This is a genomic window from Billgrantia pellis (assembly GCF_008297955.1).
Lineage (GTDB): Bacteria > Pseudomonadota > Gammaproteobacteria > Pseudomonadales > Halomonadaceae > Halomonas > Halomonas pellis.
The window spans coordinates 733,893-755,075 of sequence record NZ_VTPY01000003.1; the positions used below are offsets into that span (position 1 = coordinate 733,893).

Here is a 21,183-nt window from a genome sequence, read left to right on the forward strand (position 1 = left end):
TTCAGCGGCCGGATGTCCCCGCCGGCCACGCTGCCGTCCCGTAGCCTTCTTTACGCAACCTAGGGCAGGGCTCCCATGCTCAACCGTTACCCCTTGTGGAAGTATCTGCTGATACTCATCGTGCTGCTCGTCGGCCTGGTCTACTCATTGCCCAACCTCTTCCCCGAGGACCCGGCAGTTCAGATCAGCAGCACTCAGGGCGATTCCACCATCGATGACGCGCAGCTCGACCGCCTGCAGCAGACCCTGCGCGACGCCGGTATCGAGATCAAGGCCATCGAGCGCGACGAGACTCGCGTTCTGATCCGCCTCGACGACCCCAACCACCAGCTACGCACACGCGACCTGGCGGCCGAACAGCTCGGCGACGATTACGTGGTCGCGCTCAATCTCGCCGAATCCACCCCCGACTGGCTGCAAGGTCTTGCCGCCTCGCCCATGACCCTGGGCCTGGACCTGCGCGGCGGCGTGCACTTCCTGCTCGAAGTCGACATGGAGGCGGCGCTAACCCAGCGCCTCGAGGTCAACGCCAGCGCCATTCGCGAGCAGCTGCGCAGCGAGCGCATCCGCTACCGTGGCACCGAGATCGAGGATCGCACGCTTTCCATCGCCTTCGGCAGCGAAGAGGATCGCGATGCCGCCCGCCGCCTGATAAGCCGCGAGTTCCCCGGCTTCGAGTACGCCAGCGAACAGCAGGGGCGCGCCTCGCTGCTGGTGATGACGCTGACCGAACAGACGGTGAACGAGATCCAGGACTACGCCATCAACCAGAACCTCACCACCCTGCGCAACCGGGTGGATGAGCTGGGCGTGGCCGAGCCGCTGGTACAGCGTCAGGGGCCGGATCGCATCGTGGTGGAGCTGCCCGGGGTGCAGGACACCGTGGCCGCCAAACGCGTGGTGGGTGCCACCGCCAACCTGGAGTTCCGCCTCGAGGCACGCCCGGACACGCCGGACGCCGAAACCGAGACATTCAGCTTCCGTAACACCCCCTCGCGCACCGCCGACCTGATGCGCGACGTGATCATTACCGGCGACAGCGTTTCCAGCGCCAGCCGCAGCTTCGACGAGAACGGCCGCCCCCAGGTCAACATCAACCTGGACGGCACCGGCGGCACGCTGATGAACCGCGCCACGCGCACCAACATCGGCCGCAACATGGCGGTGCTGTTCATCGAGCACAAGACCCGCGACCGTACGGTGATGGAGGACGGGGAGCCGGTCGTCGTGCGCGAGCCCTACACCGAGCGCGGCATCATCAGCTTGGCCACCATCCAGAGCGCCTTGGGGAACAGCTTCCGCATCACCGGGCTCGACTCGCCCACCGAGGCGGCCGACCTTGCCCTGCTGTTGCGCTCCGGCTCGCTGGCCGCACCGATCTATTTCGTCCAGGAGCGCACCATCGGCCCGAGCCTCGGTGCCGAGAACATCAAGCGCGGCATTCTGTCGGTGCAGATCGGCCTGCTGCTCGTGGTGCTGTTCATGCTGATCCGGTACAAGGTGTTCGGCATCTTCGCCAACGTCGCCCTGGCACTTAACCTGACCCTGCTGGTAGCCGCCATGTCGCTGCTCGGCGCCACCCTGACGCTGCCCGGCATCGCCGGCATCGTGCTGACGCTGGGTATGGCGGTGGATGCCAATGTGCTGATCTTCGAGCGCATACGCGAGGAGTTGCGCGGCGGCCTCTCGGTCCAGCAAGCGATCCATGCCGGCTACGAGCGCGCCTTCAGCTCCATTGTCGACGCCAATATCACCACCCTGCTGGTGGCGGTCATTCTGTTCTCGATCGGCACCGGTCCGGTCAAGGGCTTTGCCGTGACCCTGTCGCTGGGGATCCTCACCTCGCTGTTCACTGCGCTGATGGTGACTCGCGCGATGGTAAACCTCAGCTACGGCGGCAAACCGGTCAAGAAGCTCTGGATCTAAGGCTCACCAACTTGAGGTGGTTATGAAGACCCTCGTCATCCGACAGATCGATTTCATGGGCAAGCGACGGATCGCCTTCGTGCTCTCCGGCTTGCTGATTCTGTTGTCGATCGCCTCGCTGCTGTTCCAGCAGCTCAACTTGGGGCTGGACTTTACCGGGGGCACCCTGGTCGAAGTCCGCTATGGCGTCGCGCCCTCGCTGGACGCGGTGCGCCAGACCCTGGAAGCCGCCGAGTTCCGTGACGTCTCGGTACAGACTTTCGGCGCCTCCAACGAGGTCTTGATTCGCCTGCAGCAGGCCTTCGACGCCGAGGTGGGCGACCGTGTGGTCGAGCTACTGCGCGCCGAGGGCGACGCGGTCGAGCTGGTGCGCGCCGAGTTCGTCGGCGCCCAGGTTGGCGAGCAGCTGCGCGACCAGAGCGGGCTGGGGCTACTGGTGGCCCTGGGCATCGTGATGCTCTACGTCGCCTTCCGTTTCCAGTACAAGTTCGCCATCGGTGCGCTGCTGGCGCTGATGCACGACGTGATCGTCGTGGTCGGCGTCTTTTCGTTGTTCCAGCTTGAGTTCGATCTCACCGTGCTGGCGGCGCTGCTGGCGGTGATCGGCTATTCGCTCAACGACACCATCGTCGTCTATGACCGTATCCGCGAGACGATCCGCACCTCGCGCATCGACGACATGCCGGCGATCTTCAATGAAGCGATCAACCTGACGCTGGCGCGCACGCTGGCGACGTCCGGCACCACCTTGCTGGTGCTGCTGGCGCTGCTGGTGCTTGGCGGCGACATGATTCACTACTTCTCGATCGCCCTGATTCTCGGCATTGTGATCGGCACTTTTTCCTCCATCTACGTGGCGGCGGCACTGTTGTTGGTCGTGAAGCTGGAGCGCAAGGATCTGATCCCGCCGAAGAAGGAGGCCGACGAGGAGGAGGAGGAGCTTCCCTAGGAAAGCCGTCAGAACGTGTTGCGTGGAGCTTTTGGGCTCGCAACGCAAACCGCCCCCGCAGCAGCGCTGCGGGGGCGATGTCGTTTGGGCCTTGGTTAGGCTCAGAAGTGCGGCTTGAGCTGCTGCACCAGCGCCTTGAACAGGCGTGGACCCGCGGCCATCAGTTGGCCTTCGGTTTCCACCGAAGGCTGGCCATCCGGGGTACCCAGCAGCGCGCCGGTTTCCTTGAGCAGCAGAGTGCCGACCAGGCGATCCTGATCCTCCAGGCCCAGCACGAAAGCGGCATCGACCCGGCCTGCGGCGAGTTCGGCCAGATCGAGCAGGCCGCTGCCGGTGGCCAGCTGAGTCTCGACTTGCGGACCGAGGTGCTGGATCAGCGTCAGATAGGCGGGAAGATGCCGCGAACGCTGCCAGCTCTCGGGCAACCCCACGGCTACCCGGGAGCCGAGAATGGCGGTCGTACGAGGCACGCGGATGCGCTTGCCGTTGTGCTGCGCGCCGCGACCGCGGCTGGCCAGGTACTCGTCGTCGCTGAAGGGGCAAATCACCACCGCATGCTCCGGGCGACCCTTCACCAGACAGACCAGGGAGAGGGCGAAACCGCTGCCGGCCACTCCCAGGCTGGAGTAGCCATGGAAGGGTTCGATCCGCCATTCGATGTCCTGCCCCTCGCCTTCTCCGGCGCGGTGGGGGGTGAAGCGGCCGATGACACCGTGCTGGGGATAGCCACGGCTGAGCTGACGCACGATCAGCGTCTCGGCGTTACGGGCGGTATCCTCGAGCAGGCGCTCGAGGTTGTGCTCTTCGTGAGCATTCTCGATGCGTTCACGAATGCGCAAGAACTGTTCGGCGGCACTGCGCGTGGCGCGCAACGCGAATTGGACCATCGGATGCATGATCGGGCCTTGGAGCGTCGGTGATGTTAAAGAACAGGCGAGTTCGCACGAAGGAGTCGGGGCGAACGTGTCGGCGCGCATCCTAGCAGAATCGCGCCCCCTGCGCCATTGTCGGAGCGCCGTGGTAGACTCGGCCCCTTTCCATGGACACGACGGACATCCGCGAGGCCGCCCCGCATGCTCGACCGTATTCGCATCGTGCTAATCGGCACCAGCCATCCCGGCAACATCGGCGCCACCGCTCGCGCCATGCACAACATGGGGCTGGCGGATCTGGCCCTGGTCGCGCCGCGCTGCGAGCCGCTGACCAGCGACAGTATTTCGCGGGCCTCGGGCGCTGATCATATCGTGCACGCCGCCCGCATCGTCGAGACCTTGGAGGAGGCCGTCGCCGACTGCACCCTGGCGGTGGGTGCCAGCGCCCGCTCACGCACCCTGCCGTGGCCGATGATCGCGCCACGCGAGCTGGGCGACCGCCTGCCGCTTGAGCTGGCCGATGCCGAGGCGCGGGTGGCACTGGTCTTCGGCCGCGAGGACAGCGGACTCTCCAATGCCGAGCTGCAGCGTTGCCACGCCCATGTGCATATCCCGACCAATCCGGACTTCAGTTCGCTCAACCTGGCCGCCGCGGTGCAGGTGCTGGCCTATGAATGCCGACTGGCATGGCTGGAAAGCGCACGTGTCGCCTCCTCCCAGGAGAGCGAACCGCCCCAGCCGCTGGCAAGCCACGAGGAGCTGGAGCACTACTTCGCCCATCTCGAACGCACGCTGATCGCCATCGGCTTTCACGATCCCGCCATGCCGCGGCAACTGATGGCCCGCTTGCGTCGCTTCACCCTGCGTGCCCGCCCCGAGCGCATGGAGCTCAATATTCTGCGCGGCATTCTCTCTTCGACCGAGAAGCATGTCGCCGCGGCGCACCGGGGCACCACGGGCAACGATACGACAACCGCCGATGATACCGACGCGTCTCCGCGACCGGGGCGCAACGGGCAGACGCCTTGAACGGATCCTGCCGTGCCCCCATATGATGTGTTCGTTCCTTCCGCCGCCCAACCCCATCAAGGACCGCTGCATGTTTCAACGACTGCGCGAGGACATCAGTAGCGTATTCGCCCGCGATCCGGCGGCGCGCAACTTCCTGGAAGTGTTGACCAACTACCCGGGTCTGCACGCGCTGCTGCTGCATCGCCTCGCCCACTGGCTGTGGCAGCATCGCCTCAAGTGGCTGGCACGCACCTTGTCGACCTTCTCGCGCTGGCTCACCGGCATCGAGATTCATCCCGGGGCGCAAATCGGCCGGCGCTTCTTCATCGACCACGGCATGGGCGTGGTGATCGGCGAGACCGCCGAAGTCGGCGACGACGTTACGCTTTACCAGGGCGTGACCCTGGGGGGGACCAGTTGGCACAAAGGCAAGCGTCACCCCACCCTCGAGACCGGCGTCATCGTTGGCGCCGGAGCCAAGATCCTGGGGCCGTTCACCGTCGGTGCCGGGGCCAAGGTCGGCTCCAATGCCGTGGTGACCAAGGAGGTACCCGCCGGGGCCACGGTGGTCGGCATCCCCGGCAAGATCGTCAAGCGTGCCGAGCCGGACACTGCCGAGGCGCTTGAGATCGACCCCGAGCGCCGCGAAGCGATGCGGCAAAAGTTCGGCTTCGATGCCTATGGCGTGAGCGAGGACATGCCGGACCCCGTGGCGCGCTCGATCCAGGCCATGCTTGACCACATGCACGCGGTCGATGAGCGCATCGAACGCATGTGCGGCACGCTGCGCAAGCTCGACGCCACCTACCGTGAGGGCAAGCTGCCAGCGCTACGCAACGAGGATTTCGCCGACATCCTGTCCGACGTCGACGCCTGCTGCGGCCCGCCTCACGCAGCCGGCACGGCCGCCTCCGAAACGAAACATGACGAAGATCAAGCCGGGCGACCGCCCACGCCCGGCAATGGTTGACCACTGCGGTCAGGCTTTACCATAATGGCGCTCTGTTGATGTGTTCGCCGCCGACGGCGAGCGCCGCGCGAACCGAAGACCGGCGTTGACGATGCCGGGGTTCGCCTCCATCGCGTCTGATGAGCCCGCCATGCGCTTGACCACCAAGGGACGCTACGCCGTCACCGCCATGCTCGACCTGGCCCTGAACGCCGACAAGGGGCCCACCTGTCTGGCCGACATCTCGCGCCGCCAGGAGATCTCGCTCCCCTATCTGGAGCAGCTCTTCGCGCGCCTGCGGCGCGCCGAGCTGGTCAGGAGCGTGCGAGGACCGGGAGGCGGCTACCTGCTGGCGCTCCCCATGGGCGAAATCTCCATCTCGCGAGTCATCGATGCCGTCGATGAATCCGTGGACGCCACGCGCTGCCAGGGCCTGTCGGATTGTCAGCAGGGCGATACCTGCCTGACCCATTTCCTATGGTGCGATCTATCGGACCAGATACGCGGCTTCCTCGATGGCGTCACCCTCGCCCAGCTGGTCGAGAACGGAGAGGTCCGCCGCATCGCCGCTCGCCAACGCAGTCGCCGCGACGACGACACTATCTTGACCTCCTCGCCCTAGGCCGCCCCGCGGCGAGCCAGATCGGAGACACCGCGAGCCATGAGCGCCCTCATTTACCTCGATTATGCCGCCACCACCCCGGTCGACCCACGAGTCGCCGAGGTGATGAGCCGACACCTCACCCTGGATGGCAACTTTGCCAATCCCGCCTCGCGCAGCCACATGCTAGGCTGGCAGGCGGAACAGGCCGTGGAGAGCGCACGCCGACAGGTCGCCGATCTGATGTCGGCCGACCCTCGCGAGATCGTCTGGACCAGCGGCGCCACCGAGGCCAACAATCTGGCGCTGATCGGTTTCATGCGCGCCAACCGTGAGCGCGGCCGCCACTTGGTAACCTCCGTCATCGAGCACAAGGCGGTGGTGGACACGGCAACAGCGCTCGAGGCCGAGGGCTTCGAGGTGACCTGGCTGACACCGGGCGCCGACGGCCGCGTCACGCCCGCGCAACTGCGCGAGGCCATGCGCCCCGACACGTTGCTGGTATCGCTGATGGCGGTCAACAACGAACTGGGCTGCATTCACGACCTGGCCGCCCTGGCCGAGGTGGCCCACGCTGGCGGCGCGAAGCTGCATGTCGACGCCGCCCAGGCAGTGGGACGCCTCGATCTCGACGTGGGCCGCCTGGGCATCGACATGATGTCGCTCTCGGGACACAAGGCCTACGGCCCCAAGGGCATCGGCGCACTCTACGTCAGGCGCAGCCCCGACATCCGCCTCGAGGCGCTGATCCACGGCGGCGGCCACGAGCGCGGCATGCGCTCCGGCACCCTGCCCACCCACCAGATCGTGGGCATGGGCGAAGCCTTCGCCCTGGCCTCGGCCGAAGGCGAGGCCGACCAGGCACGCATCCTGACGCTGCGGAACCGCCTGCTCGACGGACTGTCCGACCTGGACGGCATCCACCGCAATACGCATGTCGACGTCGCGGTGCCCAACATCGTCAACCTGGCGTTCGAGGGCGTCGACGGCGAATCGCTGCTGATGGCGTTGCGCAGCATCGCCCTGTCGACCGGTTCGGCCTGCAATTCCGCCAGTGTCGAGCCATCCTATGTATTGAAGAGTATCGGCGTACCGCGTGCGCTGGCATTGGCCTCGCTTCGCTTCAGTTTCGGTCGCTTCACCACCGAGGCCGATATCGACGCCGCGCTGGAGGCCTTGCATCATGCTCTGCCGGGCCTACGCCGCTAGACACATTCGCTGCAGGAGAACCCACCATGGCGCAACTTTCGATCACCACCGCCGCCGCCGAGCAGATCCAACGGGTGCTCGAGGAACGCGGCCACGGACTGGGCTTGCGGGTCTCGGTCAAACCCAGCGGTTGCTCGGGTTTTAGCTACGTACTGGATTTCGCCGACGAGGCGGCCAACGACGACGTGACCTTCGAGGAGCACGGCGTGACCGTCTTTGTCGCGCCCGAGGCGCTGGAGATGCTCGACGGCAGCGAAGTCGACTACGTCTCGGAGGGGCTCAACCGCTTCTTCCGTTTCAACAACCCCAACGTCAAGGATCAGTGCGGATGCGGCGAAAGCTTCTCCGTCTGATCGTATCGGCGCGGGTCCGATGATTGTTCAACGCCCGCCGGCAGCGGTATACTCTGCGCCCACTGTTTCTTCGCCGAGGCAGCGCTGACGGCTCTATCGACCAAGCGTCGCCGAACGCATCATGAATCCGCAGCGCCGCGCCGCGCCGGCTCCCCAGGGAGCCTGTGCGTCGTGGCGCTGTCCCATACGTACTAACCGTCAAATCAACGGGAGAGACCCCATGGCTACCGAACGCACCCTGTCCATCATCAAGCCCGACGCCGTCGCCAAGAATGCCATCGGCGAGATCATCGCCCGCTTCGAGAAAGCTGGCCTGCAGGTCGTCGCCGCCAAGATGCAGCATCTCTCCCAAGAGCAGGCCGAAGGCTTCTACGCCGAGCACAAGGAGCGCCCCTTCTTCAAGGATCTGGTGGGTTTCATGACCTCCGGACCGGTAGTGGTTCAAGTGCTGGAAGGCGACAACGCCATCGCCAAGAACCGCGAACTGATGGGCGCCACCAACCCCAAGGAAGCCGCTCCGGGCACCATTCGCGCCGACTTCGCCGAGACCATCGACGCCAACGCTGTGCATGGCTCCGACTCGCCGGAATCCGCCCAGCGCGAAGTGGCCTACTTCTTCCATGCCGACGAGATCTGCCCGCGCTAAGCCGTGTTCGGCCAGCCGTGCCCTTCGCGGGGGCATTCCAGCCCCCGCTCTCGTCCCGCCCCGACCTACGTGATGCCATGACCACCACCGCTCCCCAACGCACCAACCTGCTCGGCATGACTCGCGAGGAGATGGAAGCCTTCTTCCTCTCCATCGGCGAGAAGAAGTTCCGTGCCGCCCAGGTGATGAAGTGGATTCATCACGAGGGCTGCGACGACTTCGAAGCCATGACCAACCTCTCCAAGGCGCTGCGTAACCGACTGGCCGAAGTGGCCGAGATCCGCGGCCCCGGCGTGGTCTACGAAGGCACCTCCAGCGACGGTACCCGCAAGTGGGTATTGGAGGTGGAGGATGGCAGCTACGTCGAGACAGTGCTGATTCCGGCCGACAACGGCAAGCGCCGCACCCTATGCGTGTCGTCCCAGGTGGGCTGCTCCCTCGACTGCAGCTTCTGTTCGACCGGCAAGCAAGGCTTTCAGCGTAACCTATCCGCCGCCGAGATCATCGGCCAGGTGTGGGTCGCCCAACGTAGCGTCGGGCCGCGCAAGGACACCGCCAATCGCCCGGTGACCAACGTGGTGATGATGGGCATGGGCGAGCCGTTGATGAACTACGACAATGTGGTGCCGGCGATGAAGCTGATGCTCGACGACAACGGCTACGGGCTCTCCAAGCGCCGCGTGACGCTGTCGACCTCGGGCGTGGTGCCGATGCTCGACCGTCTTGGCGACGAACTCGACGTGAGTCTGGCGATCTCGCTGCACGCGGCCAACGACGAATTGCGCAGCGAGCTGGTTCCGCTCAATCGCAAGTACAACATCCGCGCCCTGCTCGACGCCTGCCAGCGCTACCTGGCAAAGTGCGACGACACACGCATGGTGACCATCGAGTACACCCTGATCAAGGACGTCAACGATCAGCAGGAGCACGCACGCCAGCTCGCCGAGCTGCTGCGCGAGCTGCCGTGCAAGATCAACCTGATCCCCTTCAACCCCTTCCCCCACTCGGGCTACGAAAAGCCGTCGCGCAACCAGGTGATGCGCTTTCAGCAGTGGCTCTATGAACTGGGTTACACGGCACCGGTGCGCACCACCCGTGGCGACGACATCGATGCCGCCTGCGGTCAGCTGGTGGGACGGGTGAAGGATCGCACGCGGCGCCACGAGCGTTATATCCGCTCGATCCAGATCGACGCCGACTGAGCCGGGGCCGCCTTGACTTCAACCCGTCGCGGCGCTTTGATGGACAGGCTTTTTTTGGCCCCGAGCCCGTTCGGCCACGCGCCGGACAGTGGCGAGACGGCCTGCCACGATCGATGAGCCCCGACCAAGAGGATGCCATGACGCGCTTCCCCACCCTGCCGAGCCGATGCATGCCGCTGTTAGCGATCGTGGTCGGATCGCTGTGGCTGGCCGGCTGCGCGACACCGAATGGCCGGGGCGGCGGTAACGGCGAGGAGCCCGCCGAGGCGCTCACCGAACTGGGCATGGCCTATCTTGAGCGCAACAATCTTCCGCGCGCCATGTCCGCGCTGAATCGTGCCCTTGAGCGGGAGCCCGACGATCCCGAGGCGCTACAGGCCATGGCCATCGTCTATCAACGCCAAGGCGAACACGACCTCGCCGACGAGACGTTCCAGCGCGCGCTGAGTGTCGATCCCGGCAACAGTCGTGCACGCAATAATTACGCGGCCTTTCTTTATGACCGCGGCCAGGTGCGACGCGCCTGCGAACAGCTCGAGTTCGCTTCGCAGGATCCCCACTACGCCAGCCGAGCTCAGCTATTTGCCAACCTGGGACAATGCCAGCGGGAGCTCGGTGAGATCGAGCAGGCACGACAACACCTGGAGCGGGCGAAGAGCCTCGACCCGCGAAATCCGCGCAGTTACCTCACCTTGGCCGAGCTGGAACTCGACCATGGCAACCCCCAGCGCGCCCGGCAGCAGTTGGAGATCTTCGTACGACTGGCCGGCATGACGCCAGGCGCACAGGCGCTAGCCGAGGAAATCGCCGCCGCCGTCCCGGACATGACCGTCACGCCCGGCCGGGCCAGTAGTGACGTTCCCTGATCAACGATTCATGACGAAGGATGCTCAGCCATGAGCGACAGCCACATTACCGATGCCGTCGATTTCGGGACCCAGGCCTCCCCAGGCGAGCAACTGCGCCGCGAGCGCGAGACGCAGGGCCTGTCCCGCGAGGAGGTCGCCACGGCGCTCAATCTGCGCCCCGCCGTCGTCGCCGGGCTCGAGGAGGACAGCTACGACCAGGTACCGGTGGCCACCTATCGCCGTGGTTACCTGCGCGCCTATGCCCGGCTGCTGGGCATGGACGATCGCCCCGTGTTGCAGGCTTACAGCGATCGCTTCGGCACCCAGGAAGCCGAGCATCGTGTGACGCCGGTACAGGTGACCCGCCCCCCGTCTCGCATCGGGGCCTGGCTGTTCCGGCTGGTGACGCTGCTGGTTATCGCCGGCCTGATCGGCCTGACCCTGGTCTGGTGGCAAAGCCGCGACGGCAACGAGCCGCCGGCCGTCGACGAGAGCGGGCCGGTATCGGTCGACACCATTGACGGCAACACCACACTGGTCGAGGAAGCGCCGCGCGAGGAGGTCGAGGAGGCCATGCCGCCGCTGCCCGAAGAGGGTATCGATCCCATCAGCGGCGAGGCGCCGGCGGCCCCGGCGCCTTCTGCCGAGGTCGATCCCACCGGCGCCGAGCTGATCACCGCCATGAGCGGAGCAGAGAGCGTCACGCCGGAACCGGCAGGGGAGCCGGCCCAACCCGCCGAGTCTTCGGACATCGTCGCGGAGGATGAGCCGCAGGAACCGGCCGAGGTGCCGCCGGCCGACGATCCCCGCGTCATGGAGCTGACCTTCAACGAGCAGTCCTGGACGGAGATCTTCGACGCCAACGATCGACGCGTCTTCGTCGGTCTGCAGGAACCCGGCACCACGGCTACCGTCGAAGGGGAGCCCCCCTTCCGTCTGACCGTCGGCAACGCCACCGGCGTCGAGCTTGTCTGGGGCGGAGAGCGCGTCGACCTGGGCGCTCGCGCCGGGGCCAACAACGTCGCCCGTTTCACTCTGGGAGAGTAATGCATATGCATTCCCCATCGCCCATCGTCCGTCGTAAATCGCGTCAGATCCATGTCGGCAAGGTGCCGGTGGGAGGCGATGCCCCCATTTCGGTGCAGAGCATGACCAACACCGACACCCTGGACGTGGCCGCTACCGTCGAGCAGATCCAGCGTCTGGAGGCCGCCGGTGCCGATATCGTACGCGTCTCGGTGCCTACCATGGACGCCGCCGACGCCTTTGGCCATATCAAGCGCCAGGTGAGCGTTCCCCTGGTCGCCGATATCCATTTCGACTACAAGATTGCCCTGCGCGTCGCTGAGCTCGGCGTCGACTGCCTGCGTATCAATCCCGGCAATATCGGCAAGGAGGAGCGCGTGCGCGCCGTGGTCAGCGCTGCCCGCGACAACGGCATCCCGATCCGCATCGGTGTCAACGCCGGTTCGCTGGAAAAGGACTTGCAGAAGAAGTACGGCGAACCCACGCCGGAGGCGCTGGTAGAATCCGCCATGCGCCATATCGACCACCTCGATCGCCTCGATTTCCCCGACTTCAAGGTCAGCGTCAAGGCCAGCGACGTGTTCATGGCCGTGGCCGCCTATCGCCAGCTGGCCACTCGGATCGAGCAGCCGCTTCATCTCGGCATCACAGAAGCCGGCGGATTGCGCTCGGGCACTGTCAAGTCATCCATTGGGCTCGGCATGCTGCTGATGGACGGCATCGGCGATACCCTCCGGGTCTCGCTCGCCGCCGACCCGGTCGAAGAGATCAAGGTCGGCTACGACATGCTCAAGAGCCTGCGCCTGCGCAGCAAGGGCATCAACTTCGTCGCCTGCCCCAGCTGCTCGCGCCAGAACTTCGACGTGATCGCCACCATGAATGCCCTTGAAGAACGCCTCGAGGATATCATGACGCCGCTCGACGTCTCGGTGATCGGCTGCGTGGTCAATGGCCCCGGCGAAGCCAAGGAGAGCGAGATCGGGCTCACTGGCGGCAGCCCCGCCAACCTTGTCTATATCGACGGCAAGCCGGCCACCAAGCTGCGCAACGACCATCTGGTCGATGACCTGGAGCGGATGATTCGCGATCGGGTGCGCGCGAAGGAGCAAGCCGAGAAGGACGTGATCGCCCGCGGGGAGTAAACTCCGCCGGCGTCCATCAAGGAGCCAATCTTGAGCAAGAAGAAGATCCAGGCCATCCGTGGCATGAATGACCTGTTGCCGGAACAGTCGGCGCTGTGGCAGTACTTCGAGGGCACCGTGCGGACGCTGATGAAGCGCTATGGCTACGCCGAGATCCGTACCCCCATCGTCGAGCAGACAGCGCTGTTCGCCCGCTCCATCGGCGAAGTCACCGATATCGTCGAGAAGGAGATGTATACCTTCGAGGACCGTAACGGCGACAGCCTGACGCTACGTCCCGAAGGCACGGCGAGCTGCGTGCGCGCCGCCATGGAGCACGGTCTGCTGCATAACCAGACCCAGCGGCTGTGGTACCAAGGCCCAATGTTTCGCCACGAGCGCCCCCAGAAGGGACGCTATCGCCAGTTCCATCAGGTCGGCCTGGAAGCCTTCGGCCTGGACGGGCCGGACATCGACGCCGAGGTGATCCTGCTCACGGCGCGGCTATGGCGCGAGTTGGGCCTCAGCGAACATGTCACCCTGGAACTCAACTCGCTGGGCTCCAACGAGGCGCGTATCGCCTATCGCGACCGGCTCGTGGCCTACTTCGAACAGCATCGCGACCAGCTCGACGAGGATTCGCTGCGTCGGCTGTCAAGCAACCCGCTGCGCATCCTCGATTCAAAGAATCCGGACATGGCGCCGATGCTGAACGATGCGCCGAAGCTCATGAATCACCTTGACGACGCCTCGCGTGAGCACTTCGAAGGGTTGACCGCCCTGCTCGAGGCTGCCGGTATCGACTACGTGATCAATCCGCGCCTGGTACGCGGCCTCGATTATTACTGCCGTACCGTATTCGAATGGACCACTTCCGCCCTGGGCAGCCAGGGCACGGTGTGTGCCGGCGGGCGCTATGACGGCCTGGTCGAACAGCTCGGCGGCAAACCGACCCCGGCGGTGGGTTTCGCCATGGGCATCGAGCGCCTGATCCTGCTGCTCGAAACCCTGGCGCTGGTGCCCGACGCCGCCCTGGACGAACGGGACCTCTACGTGCTGCCCATGGACGATGGCGCTACCGCCGAGGCCATGCTGATTGCGGAGCGGCTGCGAGGCGAGCTGCCCGGATTACGTCTGCAACTGCACTGCGGTGGCGGCAGTTTCAAGAGCCGGATCAAGAAAGCCGACCGGAGCGGCGCCCGACTGGCACTGCTGTTGGGCGAGGATGAATTGGCCCAAGGCCGCGCGACGCTGAAATTCCTGCGCGAGGAACGCGATCAGATGAGCCTGGCCCAGGATGCCCTGGCCGAAACCCTCGCTACCCTGGTGAACGGCGAACGCACCTGACCGTACCGCATTTCGTTGTGAAAGGAGACCGCCCGTGGCGGAGCTGAGAACCGAAGAAGAGCAGCTGGAAGCCATCAAGCGCTGGTGGAAGGAGAACGGCCTTTCGCTGATCGCCGGCGTCGCCATCGCCATCGCGGCCGTGGTGGGCTGGAACACTTGGCAGAACTACCAGGATAATCAGGCCGAAGCGGCTTCGATGCGCTACCAGCAACTGGTCAACATGGCCGGTGGGGATGCGCTCGCCGAGGACGGCATCGCCGAGGCCCACGCCCTGGTCGCCGAAATCGTCGATAACCATGAACGGTCGCTCTATGCCGACCTGGCACGCCTGATCGAGGCGCGTCTGGCCGTGAGCCAGGGCGATCTGGACGCGGCCCGCGATACCCTCGACGGCTTGATCGCTTCCAGCCGCCGCGAGTACGTGCAGGGGCTGGCACGGCTGCGTCTGGCTCGGCTGCAGGTCGCCACCGACGATGCCGAATCGGCGCTGGATACCCTGGCCCGCGATATCCCGGCCCCGCTGGCTGCCCAGCAGGCCGACGTGCGGGGCGACGCCCTGCATGCCTTGGGACGCGATGACGAGGCCCGCCAGGCCTGGCAGGAAGCGCTGGCAACCGCCGAGCAGCGCGACCAGCCGATTTACGGTATTCAGCTCAAGCTCGACGACCTGGGCGTAGAAGAGGCCACGCTATGAAACGCACCATGCTTCGCAAGTCTTCCTTCGCCCTCGTGGCCATCCTCTCCTTCGGCCTGATGGCCGGCTGTGCCAACAAGGCGGAGCCGCGCTATGCGCCCAAGGAGCTGCAGCGCTTCGAGGCGCGCGCCGAACTGAGCAGCGAGTGGCGTACGCGCGTCGGCAAGGGCCTCGGCCAGGCCCGACACCCCATCTCGCCGGCGCTGGACAATGACGTGATCTACGCTGCCGATGAAAGGGGGCGTGTCATGGCGGTGAATACCGAAAGCGGCGACCGCCTGTGGCAGACCGACCTCGAAGTGGGCGTCTCCAGCGGCCTGACCGCCGTCGCCGGCCAGGTCTATCTCGGCACCCGAAATGGTGAGGTGTTGGCCCTGAACCAGGACGATGGCGAGATCGCCTGGCGGGCGCGCGTCTCCAGCGAGGTACTCGCTCCGCCGCAGCCCAACAATGCGCTGCTGGTGGTGCAAAGCGTCGATGGCGCCGTCACTGCCCTTGATCGCCGCACCGGCCAGGAGCGCTGGGCGCACACCACCACCGAGCCGGCGCTGACCCTGCGAGGCACCGGCACCCCCACGGTGATCGACCCGGTCACCTTCGCTGGCTTCGCCAACGGCCGTCTGGTCACCCTGGACAACCGCAGCGGCCAGCCATTGTGGGAACGACGCATCGCCGTGCCTCGCGGGCGCAGCGAGATCGACCGGCTGGTCGACCTGGGAGGCCAACCGGTGCTGGCACCGGACGGCCGGCTGTTCGTGACCAGCTACAACGGGCGACTGGTCGCCCTGGACGCCCCCAGCGGCGAGGTCCTCTGGGAGCGCGAGCACTCCAGCTATCTGACGCCTGTGTTGGTGGGCGACCGCCTGTTCACGGTCAACGAGGCCAGCCACATCATTGCCTACGACGCCCGCAGCGGCGAAGAGGTATGGCGCAACCGCGATCTCGAGGGCCGCTGGCTCACCGCTCCCGCCTTTGCCGATGGCAATGTGGTGGTAGGGGACTACGAGGGCTACTTGCACCTGATCGACATCCAGGACGGACGCTTCACCGCGCGTACCCGAGTCGACGGTTCCGGCATCAGCGTGCGCCCCCTCACCGACTTCCGCCGCATCTATGTGCTGGCCAACGACGGCCGCCTGGAGGCCTTGGAAATCAACCGATGACACCCGTGATCGCCCTGGTCGGCCGCCCCAATGTGGGCAAGTCGACCCTGTTCAATCGCCTGACCCGCTCCCGGGACGCTCTCGTGGCGGACTTCCCGGGGCTCACCCGCGACCGCAAGTACGGTAACGGCGCACTCGGCGGCAAGGCCTACACAGTGATCGACACCGGGGGCATCAGCGGCGACGAAGAGGGCATCGACGCCGCCATGGCCGAGCAGTCGCTGGTCGCCATCGACGAGGCCGACATCGTACTGTTCCTGGTCGATGCCCGGGCCGGCCTCCATGTGGCCGACGAGGCCATCGCCAACCACCTGCGGGTCAACCAGAAGAAGACCTGGCTGGTGGTCAACAAGACCGACGGCCTGGAAGAGCACTCGGCGATGGCCGACTTCTGGTCGCTGGGACTCGGCGACCCGCTGCCCATCGCCGCCGCTCATGGGCGCAACGTGACCGCGCTGATCGAAGAAGTGCTCGCCCCCTTCCCCGAGCGTGATCTGAGCGTGCCGGCCGACACCGGCACCAAGGGCATCCGCATCGGCGTCATCGGTCGCCCCAATGTGGGCAAGTCGACGCTGGTCAATCGCCTGCTCGGCGAGGAGCGGGTAGTGGTCTTCGACGAGGCCGGTACCACTCGCGACGCTATCGAGATCCCTTTCGAGCGGCGCGGCAAGCCCTATGTGCTGGTCGACACCGCCGGCGTGCGGCGACGCAAGAACGTGCGCGAGATCGCCGAGAAGTTCTCGATCATCAAGACCCTCGAAGCGATCAAGGAGTGCCACGTGGCGGTCATGGTGCTCGATGCGCGCAGCGGCCTAGTGGAACAGGACCTGCACCTGCTCGACTACGTATTGACCACCGGGCGCGCCCTGGTGATGGCGGTGAACAAGTGGGATGGCCTGGAGCAGGACGCCAAGGAAAAGATGCGCGCCGAGATCAAACGTCGCCTGGGCTTCGCCGACTACGCCGAGCTGCACTTCATCTCGGCGCTGCACGGCACCGGAGTGGGCGATCTCTATCCTTCCATCGAGCGCGCCTTCGCCTCCGCCAACAGCCACTGGTCGACCAACCGGCTCACCACCCTGCTGCAGGATGCCGTCAGCCAACACCCACCGCCGCTGGTCCACGGGCGGCGGATCAAGCTGCGCATGGCCCACCAGGGCGGCAGCAATCCGCCGATCATCGTGGTGCACGGCAACCAGACCGAAGCGTTGCCGGAGGCCTACAAGCGTTACCTGACCAACACCTTCCGCAAGGTCCTTAAGGTCCGCGGTACGCCGATTCGCTTCGAGTTCCGCTCGGGCAAGAATCCCTACGACCCGCTGGCCGGTGCCAGCGACCGGGAGAAGGCCAAGCAGCGCGAACTGGGACGAACCCGCACCGCCCGCAAAAGTCGACGCTGACTCCGTACCCGACCCGGCCTCGGCCGGGTCAGTCCGCTCCGTCCTGAACCACCGATATCTCCACCGTCCCGATCCATCCGCTCTTCAGGAGAAGATGATGTTTCCGAGTCGCCGGTTTTCCTTCGCCGTACCGCGCCGCCGCTGGCAGTGGCTCGCCCCGCTCGGCCTGGCCGCCCTGCTCACCGGCTGTCTGGCCATGCCCCAGACCGGCCTGTTCGCCTTCCGCCTGGCGGTGACGTCGCTGGGCGTGGAAGACGTGCGCATCGGTCCTTATTCGATTCATGCCGGTCTCGACACACGCGATATCGCCTCGCTGCTGACCTCGAGCCTGAGCATGGGCAGCCTGCCCGTACAGGCCACTCTGGCCATGGGCCTGTCGCTGCCGGCGGGCATGCCGGCCGTGGAAATGTCCGGCTTCCGCTGGTCGCTCGACGTTCCCGGCGCCGAACCGGTAAGCGGTAACTACCGACAGGACGTGACTCTGACCTCGGCGGACGATACCAAGCTGCGCCTGCCGGTCGCCTTCGACGTGCTGGCCGCCGACCACACCCGCCTGGCCCCGATGATCGAGCTGGCCGGTCAGCTCGCTCACCAGGGCGAATTGCCCACCGGCAGCGAACTGGTGATCACTCCGGGCGATCTGCGCGGTCTGGGCATGACCCTGCCGGCCGGGGTATGGACGCCGACTCTGCGCTTCGCCGTCGGCGCGAACGGCGAACTGACGCCACAACGCTGATTGCGAATGCTACTGGCCGCTCTCGTGCAACCGGCGGCTTCCCACCCACTGGCAGGCGAATTGCCAAGCACCGCGCCCGCTGCGCCCGCCGCGCAGCGTCGCGAATCGAATCGCCTCGGCGCGTGCCGCGGCGTTCCAGTCGCTGGCGCTGCCCAGTTGCGTGACCCAGTGACAGCACGCCTCCAGGTAGGTGTCCTGGCTGAAGGGGTAAAACCCGAGCCACAAACCGAAGCGGTCGGATAGCGAGATCTTCTCTTCGACCGCATCGCCGTGGTGCAGCTCCTCCCCGACCAGCTGCGTGTCGGCATTGTCGGCCAGCGACTCCGGCAGCAGGTGACGCCGATTCGAGGTGGCGTAAAGCAACACGTTGGGCGGCGGGCCGGTCAAGGCGCCGTCCAGAACGCTTTTGAGGGCCTTGTAGGCATCGTCGTGGCCCTCGAAGGAGAGATCATCGCAGTAGACCACGAAGCGCCGTTCCTGATGACGCAGCTGCTCGACCAGCAGCGGCAGACCGGCCAGGTCGTGGCGGTCGACCTGTACCAGCCGCAGACCCTCCGGGGCCAGGCTGTTGAGCAAGGCGCGAATCAGCGACGACTTGCCGCTACCGCGCGAGCCCCACAGCAGAGCATGGTTGGCCGGCAGGCCCTGGAGGAAGGCGCGCGTGTTGTCGATCAAGGCCAGCTTTTGTCGCTCGATACCGAGCAGATCGTCGAGCGTCAGCGCATCCCGCGGAGGCACCGGCAGCAGCCGTCCGCCCAGTACATGGCGTTGCCACAGCGCCGCCACGTCGTGCTCCCAGTCGACTTCCTGAGGCGCGGGCGGCAGCCAGTGCTCCACATGATCTAGCAGACGGCTCAAGCGGCGGGTCAGTTCGGCATCCATCGGCATCTCCTCGGGACTTTCATGGTTCACGGTTGACCTTGCGGTAGTTCGGGGTATCTTGTGGCGAACCGTCATCCCCGTCCAGGGTCACAAGGGATCTGAACCTATGAGGTATCGAACGATGCGCTGGACTCGCCATCTTGCCGTGGCCACCCTGGCCCTGAGCGTCACCGCCTGCACCACTTCCCCGACCGGCCGTCAACAGCTCACGCTGATGTCGGACGCGCAGCTCAACGAGATGGGCCGTGAAGCCTACTCCCAATATCAGCAGGAGCTGCCCCCGGCAAGCCAGGCGGAGCAGCGTTACGTGCAGTGCGTCGCCGATGCGATCGTCGCAGCACTGCCGGAGCGCGAGCGCCATCAGGACTGGCAGATTCGCGCGTTCGAATCCGAGCAGGCCAACGCCTTCGCCCTGCCCGGCGGCTACATGGGAGTGAACACAGGACTGCTCGACATTGCCGAGAACCAGGATCAGTTGGCCTCGGTGATCGGCCATGAGATCGGCCACGTGCTGGCCAGCCACGCCAATGAGCGGGTCTCGACCCAGACGTCGACCCAGCTCGCCCTGTCGGTGCTATCGTCGGCCTCGGGCCTGCAGGGACCGGGTGGCGAACAACTGATGAGTGCGCTCGGCCTGGGTGCGCAGTACGGTATCCTGCTGCCCTTCTCACGCCGCCACGAGAGCGAAGCCGACGTGATCGGTCTGCAGCTGATGGCCGACGCCGGCTTCGATCCGCGCGCCAGCATCGCGCTGTGGGAGAACATGAGCGCCCAGAGCGGCGGCCAGCCGCCGGCGTGGATGTCCACTCACCCCAGCCACGGCCAGCGCATGGAAGGCCTCCAGGCTCGCATGGACGAAGCCATGGGCCGCTACGAACAAGCGCAACAGGCGGGACGTCGGCCCAGTTGCCCACGCCCCTGACGTTGACAGAACTTCTTCAATCGCTACTGGAAATCCATGCTGAAACTTGGTCTGCTGCTGCTTCTCGTGCCCATCCTCACGCTGATGGGCGTCTACTTCTGGGAGCTCGGTAGCGTGCGCGAGTGTGCCCTGATCCAGGGCGGCCACTGGGACTACCTGGAAGGGGTCTGTCGCGGCACACCCCAGCCCTTCGTCCCTTGGGTGGAGCGCCAGCCCTGGCTCGTCAATGGCGGCATGCTGTTATCGGTGGCCGGCATGGCGATATCCCTGCTAGGACTTTTCACCAAGCGGCGCTGAGCGCTGACTGACATCCCAGCCGCACCACCCGCTTGCCGATGCCCTTGCCGGTGAAGAGCCCGCAGAAGGCACGGGGCCAAGCCTCGAGACCGTGGAGTACATCAAGCGGTGCCACCGGATCGAGCCCAGCCATCTCGGCCTGGAAGCGGGCCCAATGCTCGGGCTCATGGCCCGGCACCACGAAGGGCACCAGCCGTCCTCCAATCGCTTGCAGGCGGGCCAGGTTGGGCGGCGCCCGGCGCGGTTCGGGGTCGTGATACTGGCTGATCAAGCCACACAGTACCACCCGCCCGCAGGGTCGCAGCCGCTCGATGGCCGCCTCGAAGACGGCCCCACCCAGACTCTCGAAATCCAGGTCGATTCCCTCCGGGGCCGCTTCGGCCAAGGCCTCGGCGAAGCCTTCCGGATCGCGATCGTCGAGAGTCGCCACCACGCCCAGCCTCTCGCGCAGCCAGGTACGCTTGGCGGCGCTGCCGGCACTCGCTATCACTCGGGCGCCGGCCCGATGGGCCAATTGAACGGCCAAACTGCCTACTGCTCCGGCAGCCGCCGACACCAACACCGTCTCGCCGGGCTGCGGTCGGCCATAGTGGCGCATGCCCAGCCAGGCAGTGAAACCGGTCATGCCGTGTTCGTGAAGCCAACGCCCGGGGAGCGGCGTCGCGGCGGGCAGGCAGAGCGGCAACAGGGCATCCGGCTCGGGCACTCTCACGTGCACCCGGTTGGCTACCGGCAGGTGACCCACCACCCAGTCGCCCTCCCGCCAGCGCCCCCGGCTACGCCGGATACGGGCAAGCCCCCAGGCGGAGAGCGGCGTTCCCGGCCCCCACTTGGCCAGGTAGCCGTAGCCTTGGGGCTGCATGCGGGTGCGCATATAAGGATCCACGGAGAGCCCGTGCACTTCGAGCTCCACCTGGCCCCGCGGGAGCGGTGGCAGCGGCATCTCACGCAATACGAAATCGGAAGGCCCGGGAATCCCCTCCGGGCGCCGTGCGAGATGCCAGCACAAGGTCGAAACGGGCATCTTGC

Annotated in this window: 22 protein-coding genes; 19 read left to right on the forward strand and 3 right to left on the reverse strand. The window is 65.9% G+C overall.

Features of this window, described 5'->3' with window-relative positions; translation table 11 throughout:
• Positions 1-75 precede the first annotated feature (75 nt).
• Positions 76-1,926, forward strand: coding sequence for a protein translocase subunit SecD (gene secD / locus F0A17_RS09270; protein ID WP_149328036.1), 1,851 nt, complete (start codon positions 76-78; stop codon positions 1,924-1,926).
• Between the two features lie 22 nt (positions 1,927-1,948).
• Positions 1,949-2,875, forward strand: coding sequence for a protein translocase subunit SecF (gene secF, locus F0A17_RS09275; RefSeq protein ID WP_149328037.1), 927 nt, complete (start codon positions 1,949-1,951; stop codon positions 2,873-2,875).
• A gap of 101 nt (positions 2,876-2,976) precedes the next feature.
• Here secF and F0A17_RS09280 read toward each other — a convergent pair whose 3' ends face one another.
• Positions 2,977-3,771, reverse strand: a complete 795-nt coding sequence (locus tag F0A17_RS09280; RefSeq protein WP_149328038.1) for an inositol monophosphatase family protein — start codon at positions 3,769-3,771, stop codon at positions 2,977-2,979.
• A gap of 177 nt (positions 3,772-3,948) precedes the next feature.
• Between F0A17_RS09280 and trmJ the strand changes: the two genes are divergently transcribed.
• The 15 genes from trmJ to F0A17_RS09355 all read left to right on the forward strand — a co-directional run bounded on the left by trmJ (position 3,949) and on the right by F0A17_RS09355 (position 18,053).
• The gene (gene trmJ, locus F0A17_RS09285) at positions 3,949-4,776 is read left to right on the forward strand and encodes a tRNA (cytosine(32)/uridine(32)-2'-O)-methyltransferase TrmJ (RefSeq protein WP_149328039.1); all 828 of its coding nucleotides are present in this window, start codon (positions 3,949-3,951) and stop codon (positions 4,774-4,776) included.
• Between the two features lie 70 nt (positions 4,777-4,846).
• Complete coding sequence (gene cysE, locus F0A17_RS09290) at positions 4,847-5,728, forward strand: serine O-acetyltransferase (protein ID WP_149328040.1); 882 nt, start codon at positions 4,847-4,849, stop codon at positions 5,726-5,728.
• Between the two features lie 130 nt (positions 5,729-5,858).
• Complete coding sequence (locus F0A17_RS09295; RefSeq protein ID WP_149328041.1) at positions 5,859-6,329, forward strand: Fe-S cluster assembly transcription factor; 471 nt, start codon at positions 5,859-5,861, stop codon at positions 6,327-6,329.
• 39 nt (positions 6,330-6,368) lie between these two features.
• Positions 6,369-7,517: an aminotransferase class V-fold PLP-dependent enzyme gene (locus F0A17_RS09300; protein ID WP_149328042.1), complete on the forward strand. Its 1,149-nt coding sequence runs from the start codon at positions 6,369-6,371 to the stop codon at positions 7,515-7,517.
• 26 nt (positions 7,518-7,543) lie between these two features.
• The gene (locus F0A17_RS09305) at positions 7,544-7,870 is read left to right on the forward strand and encodes a HesB/IscA family protein (protein ID WP_149328043.1); all 327 of its coding nucleotides are present in this window, start codon (positions 7,544-7,546) and stop codon (positions 7,868-7,870) included.
• Between the two features lie 220 nt (positions 7,871-8,090).
• Positions 8,091-8,516 (forward strand): nucleoside-diphosphate kinase, encoded by a 426-nt coding sequence (ndk, locus tag F0A17_RS09310; protein ID WP_149328044.1) that lies wholly within the window; start codon positions 8,091-8,093, stop codon positions 8,514-8,516.
• Positions 8,517-8,593: 77 nt separating this feature from the next.
• Positions 8,594-9,718, forward strand: a complete 1,125-nt coding sequence (gene rlmN, locus F0A17_RS09315) for a dual-specificity RNA methyltransferase RlmN (RefSeq protein WP_149328045.1) — start codon at positions 8,594-8,596, stop codon at positions 9,716-9,718.
• A gap of 137 nt (positions 9,719-9,855) precedes the next feature.
• Positions 9,856-10,584: a type IV pilus biogenesis/stability protein PilW gene (gene pilW / locus F0A17_RS09320; RefSeq protein ID WP_149328046.1), complete on the forward strand. Its 729-nt coding sequence runs from the start codon at positions 9,856-9,858 to the stop codon at positions 10,582-10,584.
• A 30-nt stretch (positions 10,585-10,614) separates the two neighbouring features.
• The gene (locus tag F0A17_RS09325; protein ID WP_149328047.1) at positions 10,615-11,613 is read left to right on the forward strand and encodes a RodZ domain-containing protein; all 999 of its coding nucleotides are present in this window, start codon (positions 10,615-10,617) and stop codon (positions 11,611-11,613) included.
• A 5-nt stretch (positions 11,614-11,618) separates the two neighbouring features.
• Positions 11,619-12,734 carry a flavodoxin-dependent (E)-4-hydroxy-3-methylbut-2-enyl-diphosphate synthase gene (gene ispG, locus F0A17_RS09330; protein ID WP_149328048.1) on the forward strand — a complete coding sequence of 372 codons (1,116 nt, stop codon included), beginning with the start codon at positions 11,619-11,621 and terminating at the stop codon, positions 12,732-12,734.
• A gap of 30 nt (positions 12,735-12,764) precedes the next feature.
• On the forward strand, positions 12,765-14,060 hold the full coding sequence (hisS, locus tag F0A17_RS09335) for a histidine--tRNA ligase (RefSeq protein WP_149328049.1): 1,296 nt from the start codon (positions 12,765-12,767) through the stop codon (positions 14,058-14,060).
• Positions 14,061-14,094: 34 nt separating this feature from the next.
• Positions 14,095-14,754, forward strand: a complete 660-nt coding sequence (locus tag F0A17_RS09340) for a YfgM family protein (RefSeq protein WP_149328050.1) — start codon at positions 14,095-14,097, stop codon at positions 14,752-14,754.
• A gap of 8 nt (positions 14,755-14,762) precedes the next feature.
• The gene (bamB, locus tag F0A17_RS09345; RefSeq protein ID WP_228716860.1) at positions 14,763-15,917 is read left to right on the forward strand and encodes an outer membrane protein assembly factor BamB; all 1,155 of its coding nucleotides are present in this window, start codon (positions 14,763-14,765) and stop codon (positions 15,915-15,917) included.
• A complete protein-coding gene (der, locus tag F0A17_RS09350; protein ID WP_149328052.1) occupies positions 15,914-17,317 on the forward strand; it encodes a ribosome biogenesis GTPase Der in 1,404 nt (467 codons plus the stop codon). Before bamB ends, der begins: the two co-directional genes overlap by 4 nt.
• Before the next feature lie 97 nt (positions 17,318-17,414).
• The gene (locus F0A17_RS09355) at positions 17,415-18,053 is read left to right on the forward strand and encodes a hypothetical protein (RefSeq protein ID WP_149328053.1); all 639 of its coding nucleotides are present in this window, start codon (positions 17,415-17,417) and stop codon (positions 18,051-18,053) included.
• A gap of 9 nt (positions 18,054-18,062) precedes the next feature.
• Here F0A17_RS09355 and F0A17_RS09360 read toward each other — a convergent pair whose 3' ends face one another.
• Positions 18,063-18,935 (reverse strand): ATP-binding protein, encoded by an 873-nt coding sequence (locus tag F0A17_RS09360; protein WP_149328054.1) that lies wholly within the window; start codon positions 18,933-18,935, stop codon positions 18,063-18,065.
• A 121-nt stretch (positions 18,936-19,056) separates the two neighbouring features.
• Here F0A17_RS09360 and F0A17_RS09365 point away from each other — a divergent pair, with 121 nt between their 5' ends.
• Together F0A17_RS09365 and F0A17_RS09370 are read left to right on the forward strand one after the other, a co-directional pair.
• Positions 19,057-19,857: a M48 family metallopeptidase gene (locus F0A17_RS09365; RefSeq protein ID WP_149328055.1), complete on the forward strand. Its 801-nt coding sequence runs from the start codon at positions 19,057-19,059 to the stop codon at positions 19,855-19,857.
• A 36-nt stretch (positions 19,858-19,893) separates the two neighbouring features.
• Positions 19,894-20,154, forward strand: a complete 261-nt coding sequence (locus F0A17_RS09370) for a hypothetical protein (RefSeq protein WP_149328056.1) — start codon at positions 19,894-19,896, stop codon at positions 20,152-20,154.
• Here F0A17_RS09370 and F0A17_RS09375 read toward each other — a convergent pair.
• Positions 20,138-21,178 carry an MDR family NADP-dependent oxidoreductase gene (locus tag F0A17_RS09375; RefSeq protein ID WP_149328057.1) on the reverse strand — a complete coding sequence of 347 codons (1,041 nt, stop codon included), beginning with the start codon at positions 21,176-21,178 and terminating at the stop codon, positions 20,138-20,140. The two genes, F0A17_RS09370 and F0A17_RS09375, sit on opposite strands and share 17 nt — an antisense overlap.
• Positions 21,179-21,183 lie beyond the last annotated feature (5 nt).